General features: G+C 74.6%; 11 protein-coding genes and 1 pseudogene. 6 read left to right on the top strand and 6 right to left on the bottom strand.

Going from position 1 to position 14,509, the window contains the following annotated elements; genetic code table 11:
* The 3 genes and pseudogenes from I3F58_RS25285 to I3F58_RS25275 form a co-directional block, all read right to left on the bottom strand.
* A pseudogene (locus I3F58_RS25285) lies at window positions 1-644 on the bottom strand (apolipoprotein N-acyltransferase); the annotation flags it as partial.
* A 72-nt stretch (window positions 645-716) separates the two neighbouring features.
* Window positions 717-1,244, bottom strand: a complete 528-nt coding sequence (locus I3F58_RS25280; protein WP_240111004.1) for a hypothetical protein — start codon at window positions 1,242-1,244, stop codon at window positions 717-719.
* Between the two features lie 100 nt (window positions 1,245-1,344).
* Entirely contained in the window at window positions 1,345-2,154 is an 810-nt protein-coding gene (locus I3F58_RS25275) for a glutamate racemase (RefSeq protein ID WP_240110998.1), read from the bottom strand.
* A 58-nt stretch (window positions 2,155-2,212) separates the two neighbouring features.
* On the opposite strand from I3F58_RS25275, the gene I3F58_RS25270 reads away from it, so the two are divergent.
* Window positions 2,213-3,391 carry a glycosyltransferase gene (locus I3F58_RS25270; RefSeq protein WP_240110997.1) on the top strand — a complete coding sequence of 393 codons (1,179 nt, stop codon included), beginning with the start codon at window positions 2,213-2,215 and terminating at the stop codon, window positions 3,389-3,391.
* Between the two features lie 15 nt (window positions 3,392-3,406).
* Here I3F58_RS25270 and I3F58_RS25265 read toward each other — a convergent pair whose 3' ends face one another.
* Window positions 3,407-4,804 (bottom strand): TerD family protein, encoded by a 1,398-nt coding sequence (locus I3F58_RS25265; protein WP_240110996.1) that lies wholly within the window; start codon window positions 4,802-4,804, stop codon window positions 3,407-3,409.
* Window positions 4,805-5,069: 265 nt separating this feature from the next.
* Here I3F58_RS25265 and I3F58_RS25260 point away from each other — a divergent pair, with 265 nt between their 5' ends.
* The 4 genes from I3F58_RS25260 to I3F58_RS25245 all read left to right on the top strand — a co-directional run bounded on the left by I3F58_RS25260 (window position 5,070) and on the right by I3F58_RS25245 (window position 9,747).
* The gene (locus tag I3F58_RS25260; RefSeq protein WP_240110995.1) at window positions 5,070-5,537 is read left to right on the top strand and encodes a DUF6643 family protein; all 468 of its coding nucleotides are present in this window, start codon (window positions 5,070-5,072) and stop codon (window positions 5,535-5,537) included.
* An 87-nt stretch (window positions 5,538-5,624) separates the two neighbouring features.
* The gene (locus I3F58_RS25255) at window positions 5,625-6,470 is read left to right on the top strand and encodes an MOSC domain-containing protein (protein WP_240110994.1); all 846 of its coding nucleotides are present in this window, start codon (window positions 5,625-5,627) and stop codon (window positions 6,468-6,470) included.
* Between the two features lie 67 nt (window positions 6,471-6,537).
* On the top strand, window positions 6,538-7,149 hold the full coding sequence (locus I3F58_RS25250; RefSeq protein WP_240110993.1) for a hypothetical protein: 612 nt from the start codon (window positions 6,538-6,540) through the stop codon (window positions 7,147-7,149).
* Between the two features lie 165 nt (window positions 7,150-7,314).
* Window positions 7,315-9,747 carry a right-handed parallel beta-helix repeat-containing protein gene (locus I3F58_RS25245; RefSeq protein ID WP_240110992.1) on the top strand — a complete coding sequence of 811 codons (2,433 nt, stop codon included), beginning with the start codon at window positions 7,315-7,317 and terminating at the stop codon, window positions 9,745-9,747.
* On the opposite strand, the gene I3F58_RS25240 is transcribed toward I3F58_RS25245, so the two are convergent.
* Window positions 9,717-12,119: a hypothetical protein gene (locus I3F58_RS25240; protein ID WP_240110991.1), complete on the bottom strand. Its 2,403-nt coding sequence runs from the start codon at window positions 12,117-12,119 to the stop codon at window positions 9,717-9,719. The genes I3F58_RS25245 and I3F58_RS25240 overlap by 31 nt on opposite strands.
* A gap of 182 nt (window positions 12,120-12,301) precedes the next feature.
* Here I3F58_RS25240 and I3F58_RS25235 point away from each other — a divergent pair, with 182 nt between their 5' ends.
* Complete coding sequence (locus I3F58_RS25235) at window positions 12,302-13,102, top strand: DeoR/GlpR family DNA-binding transcription regulator (RefSeq protein ID WP_240110990.1); 801 nt, start codon at window positions 12,302-12,304, stop codon at window positions 13,100-13,102.
* A 41-nt stretch (window positions 13,103-13,143) separates the two neighbouring features.
* Here I3F58_RS25235 and I3F58_RS25230 read toward each other — a convergent pair whose 3' ends face one another.
* A complete protein-coding gene (locus I3F58_RS25230) occupies window positions 13,144-14,346 on the bottom strand; it encodes a PLP-dependent cysteine synthase family protein (protein WP_275678919.1) in 1,203 nt (400 codons plus the stop codon).
* Between the last annotated feature and the right edge of the window lie 163 nt (window positions 14,347-14,509).

Genomic DNA, 14,509 nt, shown 5'->3' with positions numbered 1-14,509 from the left:
GCGACGGGGCCGCGCGGCGGGCGGCGCGCCCCGGCCGGCGCGGCCGTCCGCCGGGCCAGGACGACGCGCACGGCCTCGTACAGACCGAAGCCGCACAGGACGACGGCGAAGCCGAGTACGGGCGTGCCGCCGACGGCGGCGAGCGGCAGGAACAGCCCGTCGGCCTGACCGAAGGCGATCTTGCCCCAGGGGAAACCGCCGAACGGCACACGTGCGCGCGCCGCCTCTCCCAGCACCCATACCGCGGCGGCGAACAGCGGCCAGACGGGCAGCCGGGAGACGGCGGCGATGCCGAGGCACGTGGCCGCCACGAACAGGGACTCGGCGGCGACGAGCGCGAGCCAGGGCCCCGGCCCCACCTCCTCGCCGGTCCACACCAGCAACGGCAGCAGAAAGCCGGGCCCCGCGAGCAGGCCCAGTCCGAACCCGGTCCGCGGACGGCGGCCGTGCAGGGCCCAGCCGAGCAGGGCGAAGGCCGGGAGCGCCAGCCACCACAGAGGCCTGGGCGGGAAGCTCAGATACAGGACCGCACCGGACAGGACCGCCGCCCCGGGGCGTACGAGGCTCCGCAGGACGCGGCGTGCCCGCGGCTCCTGGTGCTCGGGTGGCTCGGGTACGGCGGCAGGGCTTTCTGTGGCGCTCACGTGCGGGAGTCTACGGCGAGACGCGGCGCGCCCGGCGGCGGGACAGGGGCCGGGCCGGTCCTCCGGCCTTGGTCACGGGTCCGTGCGGGCCGCCCTGCGTCGCAGGTTCAGACGCCGGCGGATCACGCGCACGGCCGTCTCGGCGTCGTCGACGGTGATGGTGAAACTGCGGCCGTCACCCAGGGTGAGCACAAGTCCCTCACCGCGCCGCACCACGACCGCGGTGCCTTTCTCGGGGCGCCACCGGTAGCCCCAGCCGCCCCAGTGGCGGGGCGTGACGCGGGGCGCGAAGTCCGCCCGTACGACGTGGTCGAGCGGGATACGGCGGCGGGGCAGACCCATGTAGCCGCAGCGGACCTCCAGGGCGTTGCGGCCCACGGTGAGTTCGACGTGCACGAACGCGAGGGTCCCGAACAGGACCAGGAGCCCCACGGCGACACAGCCGATGACGGCCATCAGGACGGCGGTGACGCCCGCGTTCCAGGCGGCGTCGACGGCCAGCTCGACGCCGAGCGCGAGGCAGGCCGCACCGATGGCGGCCAGCAGCCACTGGACACGGTTCGTCGCGCGGCCGGTCCAGGTCTCGGGATCGGTGACCATCTCCGGCGGCGTCTCCGGGGCGGGGCGCTCGGACGCGGGGCGGTCCCGTCCGGCGTCCCTGGAGTCCCTCATATTTCGGAGGGTACCCAGCGAGGGCGTCTTATGGCGCCTGCACCGCCGCGACCGGGTGAACCCGCAGAAGCTCGCCCTCCGGGTAGGTGAGGGCGGCGTCGGGGAGTGCGGCGGGACGGCCGCTGCACAGCACGGTGAGCCCGGGGGCGGCCACCCGGACCGCCGGGGCGGCTGAGGGCGGCGTGGCACCGATGCGGCGGAGGGCCTGGGCGGCGACCGCCGGGGCGGAGCCGTACAGGGCGGGGTCGGTGTCGGTGCGCGTGCGCAGAGCCTGCCGGATGTGGTCGGCGACCAGTTCGTAGTGGGTGCAGCCGAGCACGACCGCCGTCACATCGGCCGGGGTGAGGGCTGCGGCTGCCGTGACGGCCGCGGCGATGCCCTCGGTGTCGGCGTGCTGGACGGCCTCCGCGAGGCCGGGGCACGGCACCTCGGTGACGTCGACGCCGTCCGCGTGCTCCGCGATCAGGCGCTTCTGGTAGGCGCTGCCCGTGGTCGCGGGGGTGGCCCAGATCGCGACGGGGCCTCCGGCCGCGGCGGCGGGCTTGACCGCCGGGACGGTGCCGATGACGGGGATTCCCGGTTCCAGGGCCTCCCGGAGCGCGGGCAGGGCGTGGACGGACGCGGTGTTGCAGGCGACGATGAGCGCGTCGGGTGCGTGCGCCGCGGCGGCGCGGGCCACGATCAACGCGCGGGTGACGATGTCTTCCGGGGTATGCGGTCCCCACGGCATGCCGTCGGGGTCGGACGAGAGCACCAGCTCGGCTTCCGGCCGCAGTCGGCGCACGGCGGCGGCCGTCGGCAGCAGGCCGATCCCGGAGTCCATGAGCGCGATCTTCACCCGGTCACCCTAGCCGACGGCCCTCCGGGGCATCGCGATGTGGGGCAGACTGCACGGAATGAGCGTACTTGCGTGGATCGCCCTGGTCTCGTGCGGTGTCTGGGCGTGGCTGCTGCTGGGGCAGGGGTTCTTCTGGAGGACGGACCAGCGGCTGCCGCCGGCGGGTGGCTTCCCGGAGCGATGGCCTTCGGTGACCGTGGTCGTGCCCGCCCGCGACGAGGCGGAGGTCCTGCCGCTGAGCCTGCCGTCGCTGCTCGCCCAGGACTATCCGGGCCGGGCGGAGGTCCTGCTGGTGGACGACGGGAGCACCGACGGCACCGGGGAGGTGGCCCGCGCCCTGGCCGTCCGCCGCCGGGGGGTCCCGCTGACGGTGGTGTCGCCGGGGCCGCCGGAACCCGGCTGGACCGGGAAACTGTGGGCGGTGCGGCACGGAATCGGTGTGGCACACGCGCGGGGCGGGCCTGACTTCCTGTTGCTCACGGACGCGGACATCGCGCACGCGCCGGGCAGTCTGCGCGGACTCGTCGCGGCGGCTGTGGCGTACGACCTCGATCTGGTGTCGCAGATGGCGCGGCTGCGGGTGGCGAACCGGTGGGAGCGGCTGATCGTGCCCGCCTTCGTCTACTTCTTCTGCCAGCTGTATCCGTTCCGGTGGGTGAACCGGACGGGGGCGCGGACGGCCGCCGCCGCGGGCGGCTGTGTGCTGATCCGCGCCGACGCGGCCCGGCGGGCCGGGATCCCGGAGGTGATCCGGGGGGCGGTGATCGACGATGTGGCGCTGGCACGTGCGGTGCGGAGGCGGGGCGGGCGGATCTGGCTGGGACTGGCCGAGGAGGTGGACAGCGTGCGGCCCTACCCGCGGCTCGGGGACCTGTGGGCGATGGTGACGCGCAGCGCGTACGCCCAGCTGCGGCACAGCGGGCTGCTGCTGGCGGGCACGGTGTCGGGGATGGCGCTGGTGTACCTGGCCCCGCCGGCGTGTCTGGTGGCGGGGCTCGTGGGCGGCGACCCGGCCGCGGCGTGGGCGGGCGGGGCGGCGTGGGCGGTGATGGCGGGGACGTACACGCCCATGCTGCGCTATTACCGGCAGCCGCCGTGGCTCGCGCTGACGCTGCCGGCGACCGCGCTGCTTTATCTGCTGATGACGGTGGACTCGGCGGTCCGGCACCACCGGGGGCGCGGCGCCGCGTGGAAGGGGCGGACCTATCCGCGCCCGCAGCCGGCACCGGACCGATAGGGCCGCTCCGGGTGGCTACTTGCGGCCCGGAGTCCAGTTCATGCCCCAGCCGTACGCACGGTCGACGGTGCGCTGGGGGCTGACGCCGCGTTCGGGAACGAGGTAGCGGGCCTCGCGCTGGACGACGAGGTCGTCGCCCTGGCGGGTGATCAGGGCGAGGGCGCAGACGGTGGACGGGACGGTGCACTCGTCGAGGGAGAACTCGACGGGCGCGCCGTGCTGCGGGGTCAGGGTGACGGTGGCGTGCAGGTCCGCGAAACTGCGGGCGCCTTCGTAGATGGTCACGAACACGAGGATCCGGCGGAACCGGTGCTGCTGGTCGAGGTTGACGGTGAGGTTCTCGCCGGTCTCGACGGCACCCGTCCGGTCGTCTCCGTCGAGATGGACGTACGGCGGGTGGTGCAGCGCGCCGAAGGCGTTCCCGAGCGCCTGGACGACTCCCTTGCGGCCGTCGGCCAGTTCGTACAGGGCGCACAGGTCCAGGTCGAGGTCGGAGTGCTGGGCGACGGCCCGCCCGCGCTTGGCACCCCAGCCCCGGAACTGCTTGCGGACCTGCCAGTTGAGGTTCACGCGCAGGGCGCCGGAGGTGCCGCCCTGCTTGGCGAGGGAGACGGCGGGGGCCTCCTTGGTCAGGGTGACCTTGGACAGCCGCACGGGCGCGGAGGGCGGCGCGGACGAGCCGACGGGCACGGTGGGCGACACCGGCGCCGGGGACGGCGGCGGCACCGGAGTGGACGGCGGGGTGGGCGGCGGGGTGCGCGTGCCGGACGGTGCGGGCGGCGTCGGCCACTGCGGGGTGGCGGGCGGCTGAGGGGCCGTCGGCTGCCTGATGTAGGGCGAGGGCGTCGCGGGCGGGGAGGCGGGGGCCGGGACGGCGGGCGGCCGCTGCGGTTCGTCGACCGAGATGCCGAAGTCCGTGGCGAGGCCCTCCAGACCGGTGGCGTACCCCTGCCCCACCGCGCGGAACTTCCAGGCGCCCTGGCGGCGGTACAGCTCGCCCAGGATGTACGCGGTCTCGACGCTCGCGCCCTCGCTCTCGTACCGCGCGACCTCGGTGCCGTCGGCCGGGTCCACCACGCGGATGTACAGGCCGGGGACGCGGCTGAAGGGACCGCCGTCCGCCGACGCCGCCAGGACGATGCGCTCCACGGCGGGTTCGACCCGGGGCAGGTCGACGGTGAGGGTGTCCGTCACGGCCCCGGCGGAGGTCTGCTTCCCGCCGTGACGTACCGAACCCGAAGGGTGAGCGGCCTGGTTGTAAAAGACGAAGTCCGCGTCGGAGCGCACCTTTCCGGATACGAGCAGTAGCGCCGAGGCGTCGACGTCCGGCACCCCCGAACCGGAACGCCACCCCAATTCGACGCGAAGAGCCCGTGTCGGCACCGGAACATTGGATCCCTTAAGCATGGACATGCCCACCCCCATCACGCGTCCTGCGTGTCTCACGCGTAAACCGTCGGCGTTTTGTGCATCCGCCACGTTAATGGCGGCGGTACCGCCGTGCCCCGCGGACCCGGCGGTAACCCCGATCAAGCTCGGCTTTTACACGATCATTGCATCGCGGAGCGACCGATTTTCCCATATTCGCTCGCATTGGCGTTCCGCAGTCACAGGAAGCACTCCAAACAACCCGCTTACCGGCCTTCCAACCTGCACATCGTGGGCTTAACTTAGGGCCATGACCTCCCCCCGTGCCTCGTACGGCGGTGCGTACTACCACGCGCCGGCGTTCCCGGACACCCCGATCTACGACTCCCTGGTCGCAGAACGGGGCACGCCTCAGATCGCCCCGATCCGAGTGCCTTCCGCGTACGACACCGGCAGCACCTACCTGCCGGCGTTGCCCGCGGCCCTCCCCGCCCTCCCCGCCGCACCCTCCCCCCAGCCCGCGGCCCCTTCCTACGGCGGCGGTTACGGCTACCCCCAGCCCGCCGCCCCGCTCCAGCACGCCATGGCGCCGCAGGTCCCGCAGCAGACCCCGCCCCCGCGCGGCTACGGCTACCCGGGCCCGCAGCAACAGCCGCAGCCGCCGCGCCCCGCCCCGGCCGGTTACGACGCGATGCGCCCGGTCGGCCCGCCGCGCCCCGCCCCGGTGGCGGCGTACGAGGATCCGTACCGGCGCCCCTACCAGGGCGGCGGGTACTGACCGGCCTCCCGGGCCGCTTGCGAACAGGCGCTGAACGGGCGGGAAAGGACGGGCGTACGGGTCGCCCGCGCCTGACAGGATGAGGCCATGCCCAGTCACGAGGTCGTGCCCACGCCTGTCCTGAGTTCGCTGCACATACACCCGGTCAAGTCCCTCCAGGGCTCCGCACCCGCCGAGGCGGCCGTGGAGCCCTGGGGACTGTCCGGGGACCGCCGCTGGATGCTGGCGGACACGTCCGGCAAAGCCGTGACCCAGCGTCAGTACGCGCGCCTCGCCCTGGCCTCCGCCGAGGCGGGTGCCGCAGGACTGCGGGTGTCGGCGCCCGGCATGGAGCCGCTCACCGTGGCGGAACCCGACCCGTCGTCGGCCGGCACGGTCGTCGTCGAGGTCTTCGGTACGGAGATGGACGCGGTGCCCGCGGGACCGGCGGCCGACCGGTGGTTCAGCGCCTACACCGGCAGCGAGGTGCGGCTCGTGCACATGGACGACCCGGCCCGCCGCCGCCCCGTCAGGGCCGAGTACGCCCGCCCCGGCGAGACGGTGTCCTTCGCGGACGGCTTTCCGCTGCTCGTCACCACGGCCGCGTCCCTGGACGCCCTCAACACGCTCGTCGCGCGCGGGGACCGTCCCGAGGAGGGGCCCCTGCCCATGGAGCGGTTCCGGCCGAACGCGGTCGTCGACGGCACCGCGCCCTGGGAGGAGGACGGGTGGACCCGCCTGGCGATCGGTGAGGTGACCTTCCGGGTCGCACGACTGTGCGGGCGCTGCGTCGTGACCACCACCGACCAGCGCACCGCCGTACGGGGCAGCGAGCCGCTCCGCACACTCGTCCGGCACCGCCGTGTCGGCGGCAAGGCCGTGTTCGGCGTCAACCTCGTGCCCGAGACCACCGGCACCCTGCGGGTCGGTGACCCGGTGAAGGTCCTCGCATAGCGTTTCCCGGCGCGGGGAACCCGTGAACGTGCGCGACGGACAGGAAGCAGCGAAGGGGGTGGGCTCCGTGCTCGCAGCGGCCGGCGGCCTCTGGCGCTGGCGGCGCAACCCGCTGCGCCGGGCCACCGATCTGGCCGAGGCGTGGGTGGCGTTCCTCGCCCTGCTGCTGCTCTGCCTGGGTACGCCGCTGGTGGGCTGGCTCGTCGGGACCGCCGCCGACGCGGCCCTCCAGATCTCGGCGCGGGTTCAGCAGGAGCGGCGTCACACCGCGGTCGCGCGGGTCGTGGGCCCCGCTCCCCCCGGCGAACCGGCCCTGCCGGACCGGGCTGCCGCCGCCGAGGACCGGCTGCGGCAGCCGGTCACGGCGCGGTGGACGGCGCCGGACGGAACGGAACGTACGGGCACGCTCAACGCGGCGCGGGAGGTGGCCGGTCCGGGTGCCGCGATCCCCGTCTGGGTGGACGACGAGGGCCGGCTGGTGAGCAGGCCGTTGAGCGCGCGGACCGCGCGGGAGCACGCGGTGCTGGCCGGGGTGGGTGCGGCGGCCGGTGCGGGGCTGGCCGTCGAGGGCGCACGGCGGGCGGTCGTACGGCGCCTGGCGCAGACGCGGTATGCGCGCCTGGACCGCGACTGGGCGGCGATCGGCCCGGACTGGGGACGGGCGGGCACGGGCGGATGAGACCCGGCGGGGCGTCCGGCGTCCTGGGCGGGTGCGCGGCTCCCCGGCCCCCGGGAAGGGGGCGTCCGCCGCGCGTCGGCTATCGGGCACGGCGGGGAAGGACGCGCGCTACGGTGGTGCTTCGGCCAGGCGAGGGCGCGCACGAGGTGGGGGCAGAGCAGCACCATGGCACAGGGCACGGTCCAGGTGACGCACACCGGCACGTCGCGGTGGCGGCGCCGCACAGGCGAGTACGCCTCCCTCACCGCCGCGCTGGAGGCCGCGGGCGACGGTGACGTGCTCACCGTCGCGCCCGGCACGTACCGGGAGAACCTGGTGCTGAGCCGTGCGGTGACCCTGCGCGGCGCGGACGGCGCCGTCGGCTCCGTGCGGATCGCCCCGGCCGACGGGGTTCCCCTCACCGTACGGGCGTCCGCGACGGTACGGGACGTCCATCTGGAGGGCCAGGACACCTCGGCGCCCGCGCTGCTGGTGGAGGACGGCACGCCCGAGCTGCTGGACCTGCGGATCGTGACCCGATCGGCGGTGGGTGTCGAGGTGCGCGGGGAGGCGCGGCCCACCGTGCGCCGGGTCACCGTCGACAACCCGGCCGGTGTCGGGATCGCCGTACTGGACGGCGCGGGCGGGGTGTTCGAGGAGTGCGAGGTCGTCGCGGCCGGCCAGGAAGGCGTGTCGGTGACCGGCGGTGCGCATCCGCGCCTGGAACGCTGCCGGGTGCACCACGCGTCCGGGGCCGGCGTCTCGGTGACCGGCGAGAACAGCGCACTGGAGGGGCTCGGCTGCGAGGTGTACGAGATCCGGGGCAGCGGCGTGCGGATCAGCGGCCGGGCCACGGCCCATCTGACCGACTCGTCGGTGCACCGCACTTCGGCCGACGGCGTCACCCTGGACGCGGACGCGGTGCTGACGCTGTCCGACTGCGATCTGCACGACGTGGCGGAGAACGCGGTCGACCTGCGCTCGCGTGCCGTGCTGACGCTGACCCGGTCCACGGTCCACCGGTTCGGCCGCAACGGCCTGTCGGTATGGGACCCGGGAACGCGGGTGGACGCCAACGGGTGCGAGATCCATGACAGTACGGGCGACTACCCGGCGGTGTGGGTGAGTGACGGTGCGACCGCGGTGCTGGACTCCTGCCGGGTGCGGGACGTGCCGGACGCGCTGTTCGTCCTTGACCGTGGCTCGCGGGTGGACGTCGTGGACAGCGACCTGTCGCAGGTGCGGAACACGGCCGTGTCGGTGAGCGACGGGGCGACCGCGCAGCTCGACGACTGCCGGGTCCGGGAGGCGTCGACGGGCGCCTGGTTCCGGGACCACGGCAGCGGGGGCACCCTCGCGGGCTGCTCGTTCGAGGCGGTGCAGAGCGGGGTCATCGTCAGCAAGGGCGCCGACCCGGCGGTCGAGCGCTGCACCGTCGTCTCCCCCGCCGAGGCCGGGTTCTACGTGTCGGCGGAGGGGCGCGGCACGTTCGACGGCTGCCGGGTCACGGACAGCGGCGGCTACGGCTTCCACGTGAGGGACGGCTGCCGTACGGCGCTGAGGCGGTGCCGCACGGAGCGGTGCGCGCGCGGCGGGTACGAGGTCGGGGCCGACGGCCCGGTCGTGGAGGACTGCACGGGCGACGAGAGCGCCCTGTCCCGCGGCACGGCCGCCGCCCAGGCTGCGGCGACGGTGCCGTCCCGCTCCCCGGGGGCGTCCGCGCCTGCGGGGACGGCCACCCTCCCCGTACCACCGCAGGCGCCGCCGCCCGCGGAGCCGGACCGGGCTCCGGAGCCGGTGGCCGCGTCCCGGGTCTCGGGAGAGGTGCTGGGTGAACTGGACACGCTGGTCGGGCTGGAGAGCGTCAAGCGGGAGGTGCGCACCCTCACCAACATGATCGAGGTGGGGCGCAGGCGGCAGGAGGCCGGACTCAAGGCCGCGTCCGTGCGGCGCCATCTCGCCTTCACCGGCAACCCCGGCACGGGCAAGACGACGGTGGCACGGCTGTACGGGGAGATCCTGGCGTCCCTGGGCGTGCTGGAGCGCGGGCACCTGGTGGAGGTCTCCCGTGTCGACCTGGTCGGGGAGCACATCGGGTCCACGGCGATCCGGACGCAGGAGGCCTTCGACCGGGCGCGGGGCGGGGTGCTGTTCATCGACGAGGCGTACGCGCTGTCGCCGGAGGACTCGGGCCGGGACTTCGGACGGGAGGCGATCGACACACTGGTGAAGCTGATGGAGGACCACCGGGACGCCGTGGTGGTGATCGTCGCCGGGTACACGGCGGAGATGGAGCGGTTTCTCACCGTCAACCCGGGTGTGGCATCCCGTTTCTCACGGACGATCAGTTTTCCCGACTACACGCCGGAAGAACTGCTGCGGATCGTGGAACAGCAGGCCGAGGAGCACGAATACCGGCTTTCGGAAGGCACGGCGGAGGGACTGCGCGGCTATTTCGAGGCGCTGCCGAAGGGCGCGGCGTTCGGCAACGGCCGTACGGCCCGGCAGACGTTCGAGTCGATGGTGGAGCGGCACGCGGGCCGGGTCGCCGCGCTGGCCAGTGCGAGCACGGACGACCTGAGCCTGCTCTATCCGGACGACCTGCCAGAACTTCCCTGAGAGTCGGTGCCGTCGGTGCCGTCGGTGTCGTCGGGGCCGGTGTCGCGCTGCCGGGGCACCGGGAGGGGCAGGGCGGGCGGCAGCCGGTCGAGGAGGGCGGCGCGCTCGCGGGCGAAGGCCGGGTCGGCCTGGTAACCGGAGTGGCCGAGGACCGGCTCGGGCAGCGGGTGGTCGCCGGTGCGCCCGTAGACGAGCGGGTCCCGGAGGGCCGGGTGGTCGACCTCGGTCTTGGTGCCGTCGGCGGGTAGCCGGACGGGGCCGCCGATGGGGTCGGTGTGCCGCCACAGGTTGCGCCAGCAGTGGGTCTCCCGGTGCAGTCCGGTGAGCGGCTCGCGGCCGAAGTACGCCGGGAACCAGCGGCCGTAGAGGCGCTCCAGCGGTGACCCGTACGTGAGGAGCGCTACGCGGCGGCGGGTGGCTGCGGAGAGCTGCCAGACGGCCGCGGCGGCCAGGGCGCTGCCCTGGGAGTGGCCGGAGATGACGAGGCGTCCGCCGGTGCGGCCGGTCCAGGAGGCCATGCGCCAGGTGAGGTCGGGCACGGCGCGTTCGGCGTAGCAGGGCGGGGCGAAGGGGTGCGCGGCGCGGGGCCAGAAGGTGCCGACGTCCCACAGGATGCCGATGGTGCGACGCGCGGAGGCGTCCTGGTAGGCGCGGCGGCCCCAGGTGACGAACAGCAGGAAGGCGAGGCCGACCAGCCAGGAGCCGAGGGCCTGTGCGGCCTCGGCGGCCCTGTCGACCGCGCCGGGCCCCCCGTCGAACGCGGTTGCGGGCACCTCGCCGGTGAACCAGGCTCCGGCGACGCCGAGGGCCCCGAGCAGCAGGGTGGCCCCGGCGAGGATCCCGGCGAGCCCCGGGGCCGCGTCGGTGAGCCCGGCGGCGGCGCGGACCCGGGCGATGCTGCGGGTCCTTACGGGGTCGGGGCGTTCGCCCGCGTACTCGGCCTCGACGACTGGGGCGAGGCGGCGGGCGGCGAGCGCGGTGCGGGCGGCGAGCCAGCAGGCGGGCACGAGGAGGGAGAGGAGGACGGCCGGTATGGCGGCGGCCTGCCAGCTGAGCATGACGGGCGGCCCCGGGAAGGCGCTCCGGCCGGAACCCGGCCCGCCGAGCCAGTCGGCGACGCGTTGGGCGACGCCGCCCGTGAACAGGCCGCCGAGGGCGCAGGCCAGCATCGCGGTGGCAGGCCCGGCGAGACCGCGCAGCGCGGTACGGGCGGCGGGGGCGCGGCGGTTCAGGGCCAGGGCGACGGCCGCGAGGGCGACGACCAGGCAGCCCTGGGCCAGGGCGATCACACCGAAGGTGGCGTCCCCGGGCAGGGAGCCGCCCGAACGCCATCCGGGGCGGGACCAGGAGGCGTACAGGACGGCGAGCACGAGGAGCGCGGCGGCGGCCCCGGGCAGCGAGGTGGTCAGCGCCCGGTCGACGCGCAGGTCCAGGCGGCGTTCGCTGCGGCCCCGGCGGCACACCACGAGGGTCACGGCGGCGGCACCGGCCAGCAGAGCGCCTTCGACGCACCAGCCGAGGACGGCCGGGAGGGTGTTGTCGGTGCCCCGGTCGTGGCGGGCGGCGGCTCCGGCGACGGCGGCGGCGACGGTGAGCAGCCCGGCGGCGGTGTGGGCGGCGCGCAGCCGCGCGACGATCCGGCGGCCGTACCAGAAGCCGGGGCGCCCGAGGACCTGGCCGCCGTCGGCACCGTCGGGCCGCTCGGACGGTTCGTCACGGGGCGGGCGCTGCGACTCGTACGCACTCCAGGTACGGCGGGAGAGGTACCAGAGCAGGACCACCAGGGCGGTCGGGACGCACGCGGCCACGGCGAGCCGGCGGCCGGGCTGGGACCACCAGCCGCCGTCGGCCGCGGCGAGGAAGCCCAGCCAGGAGCGGCCGTCGGTGCAGGCGGCGGCCCCGGCACACTGCCAGGCGACGAGATCCAGCGCGACCTCGCAGGCGGCGGCGGTGAGCAGCACGGTCAGGGACAGGGCGACGAGCCGCACGAGGGCCCCGTACAGCCGGACGGTGCGGCCGGACCGGGCGGGCGGGCGCATCCAGTGGGCGAGGTTGGCCACCATGAACGGCAGGAGCAGCAGCCACAGGGCGCGGGCTCCGTTGCCGGAGGTGAGGTTGGACCAGACGTACGCCTCGGGGACGGGTCCGTCGTGGAACCGGCCGGGTTCGCTCTCGGCGTGCAGGTCGTCGGCGCGGCGGTAGATGGCGGCGGTCGCGTCGCCGGTGACGCGGACGGTGCGGGGGTCGTCGAGCATGCCCTGCGGAGTGGCTCCGCCGACTCCGTGCACGAGGAGTTCGAGCGCGGCGCCGGGGTTCCGCCGGGGCTCACGGGACTGCGGCGGATCCTGGGGCTCCGGTGAGGCGGGTGGCACGGGCGGCTCCCTCCCTGCGGCGGCGGTGGCGGTGGCGTGGAAGCGGGGGCTCTCCCGTACTCTCCCCGCCGTCCCGCGAGGTGAAGCGCGTGGCAGGATGAACACGCCTGGCCGCGGCCGGGGTCCGGGGGCGCCCCGGGAGCATGCGGTGTCGGAACGATCACGGAAGGACCGGCTCTGGGGTGAGCGACAACCAGAACCTCCTCGCGGAGCAGCGGCGTGCCCTCATCCTGGACGAGGTGCGGCGGCGCGGCGGCGCGCGGGTCAACGAGCTCACCCGGAGGCTCAACGTCTCCGACATGACGGTGCGTCGGGACCTGGACGCGCTGGCGCGGCAGGGCGTGATCGAGAAGGTGCACGGCGGGGCGGTCCCGGTGGCGGACACCGAGGCGCGGACCCACGAGCCGGGTTTCGAGGCGAAGTCGGCGCTGGCTCAGGGCGCCAAGGAGGAGATCGCGAGGGTCGCCGCGACGATGGTGCTGCCGGGGAGCGCGATCGCCCTGTCGGGCGGCACGACCACCTACGCGGTGGCGCGACGGCTGCTGGACGTGCCGGAGCTGACGGTGGTGACGAACTCGGTGCGGGTCGCGGACGTGTTCCACGCGGCGCAGGGCAGCACGGCGACGGTGGTGCTGACGGGCGGGGTACGCACGCCGTCGGACGCGCTGGTCGGCCCGGTCGCGGACCGGGCGATCGGCTCGCTCCACTTCGACCTGTTGTTCCTGGGCGTGCACGGGGTGTCGGTGGAGGCCGGGCTGTCGACGCCGAACCTGGCGGAGGCGGAGACGAACCGGCGGCTGATCCGGTCGGCGCGGCGGGTTGTGGTGGTCGCGGACCACACCAAGTGGGGCACGGTGGCACTGGGTTCGTTCGCCCGGCTGGACGAGGTGGACACGCTGGTGACGGACGCGGGGACGCCGGAGGCGGTACGGGCGCAGATGGCGGAGCACGTGCCGGGGCTGGTGGTGGCGGGCGAGGCGTAGGCCGGGTTCCGGGGGCGGATCCCCCCCCGGAACCCGGGGGCTCACTCCGGCCAGGCACCCGTCGCGAGGAACTCGTCCAGCGTCGCGGCGTAGGGGGCGATGTCCAGCCCCTGCTCCGCCAGCCACTCGTCGGAGTAGTACTTGTCCAGGTACCGCTCCCCCGGATCGCAGATCAGGGTGACGACGCTGCCGGTGCGGCCCTGGGAGACCATCTCCGCCACGATCTTCAGGGCGCTCCACAGGCCGGTCCCGGTGGAGCCCCCGGCCTTCCGGCCTATGGCCTTCTCCAGCGCCCGCACCGCGGCGACGCTGGCCGCGTCGGGGACCTTCATCATCCGGTCGACGGCTCCGGGCACGAAGCTCGGTTCCATGCGGGGGCGGCCGATGCCCTCGATGCGGGAGCCGCAGTCGCTGACGGCGTGCGGGTCTCCGCGCGTCCAGCCGTCGAAGAAGCAGGAGTTCTCCGGGTCCGGCACACAGACCCGGGTGTCGTACTGCATGTAGTGGACGTAGCGGGCGATGGTCGCGGAGGTGCCGCCGGTGCCCGCGGTCGCGACGATCCAGGCGGGTTCGGGATAGCGCTCCAGACGGAGCTGCTGGTAGACGGACTCCGCGATGTTGTTGTTGCCCCGCCAGTCGGTGGCCCGCTCCGCGTAGGTGAACTGGTCCATGTAGTGGCCGCCGGTGCCCGTGGCGAGCGCGGCGGCCTCCTCGTACATCTTGCGGGAGTCGTCGACGAAGTGGCACCGCCCGCCGTGGAATTCGATGAGACGGATCTTCTCGGGGCTGGTGGTACGGGGCATCACCGCGATGAAGGGCACGCCGATCAGCTTGGCGAAGTACGCCTCGGAGACGGCGGTCGAACCGCTGGACGCCTCGATCACGGGGCGGTCGGGCCGGATCCATCCGTTGCAGAGCCCGTACAGGAACAGTGAGCGGGCGAGCCGGTGCTTGAGGCTGCCGGTGGGGTGGGTGGACTCGTCCTTCAGATAGAGGTCGATGCCCCAGGCCTCGGGGAGCGGAAAGCGCAGCAGGTGGGTGTCGGCGGACCGGTTGGCGTCGGCCTGCACCTTCCGTACGGCATCTTTCAGCCACGCCCGGTAGGCCGGATCGCTGCGGTCCACATCGATGGTCGCGGCACCTGCCGCGGTCTCCGGCTGCGGGGCGGTGTTCACGCCCGGCCTCGCTCGCTCGTCTCGTTCATCGTCACGCTCGCCTTCCCGGGGCTCCGCCGTCTCTGTCATCCTCGCCGCACTCCTGCCGCCGCGCTTCCGCACGTGTCGTCCGTCCGTCTGTACCGGACGGGCCCGTCCCGTCACCCGGGACACCTTCCGCGCACGGGTCGCACCGGCCTCTCCCGACCCCGGCGGCACCGTGCGCCACGCCCCTGAACATACCCTCCCGACC

Origin of the sequence: Streptomyces sp. MUM 203J, assembly GCF_022414595.1 — a bacterium.
Taxonomy (GTDB): domain Bacteria; phylum Actinomycetota; class Actinomycetes; order Streptomycetales; family Streptomycetaceae; genus Streptomyces.
Note: the sequence above shows the minus strand (reverse complement) of the source record. Positions and strands in the feature narration are given on the sequence as shown.

Coding starts and splice junctions, on each gene's coding strand:
- I3F58_RS25265 (WP_240110996.1), bottom strand. CDS start 4,804: ATGTCCATGCTTAAGGGATCCAATGTTCCGGTGCCGACACGGGCTCTT.
- I3F58_RS25280 (WP_240111004.1), bottom strand. CDS start 1,244: ATGGTCACCGATCCCGAGACCTGGACCGGCCGCGCGACGAACCGTGTC.
- I3F58_RS25245 (WP_240110992.1), top strand. CDS start 7,315: ATGGCACAGGGCACGGTCCAGGTGACGCACACCGGCACGTCGCGGTGG.
- I3F58_RS25270 (WP_240110997.1), top strand. CDS start 2,213: ATGAGCGTACTTGCGTGGATCGCCCTGGTCTCGTGCGGTGTCTGGGCG.
- I3F58_RS25260 (WP_240110995.1), top strand. CDS start 5,070: ATGACCTCCCCCCGTGCCTCGTACGGCGGTGCGTACTACCACGCGCCG.
- I3F58_RS25230 (WP_275678919.1), bottom strand. CDS start 14,346: ATGACAGAGACGGCGGAGCCCCGGGAAGGCGAGCGTGACGATGAACGA.
- I3F58_RS25255 (WP_240110994.1), top strand. CDS start 5,625: ATGCCCAGTCACGAGGTCGTGCCCACGCCTGTCCTGAGTTCGCTGCAC.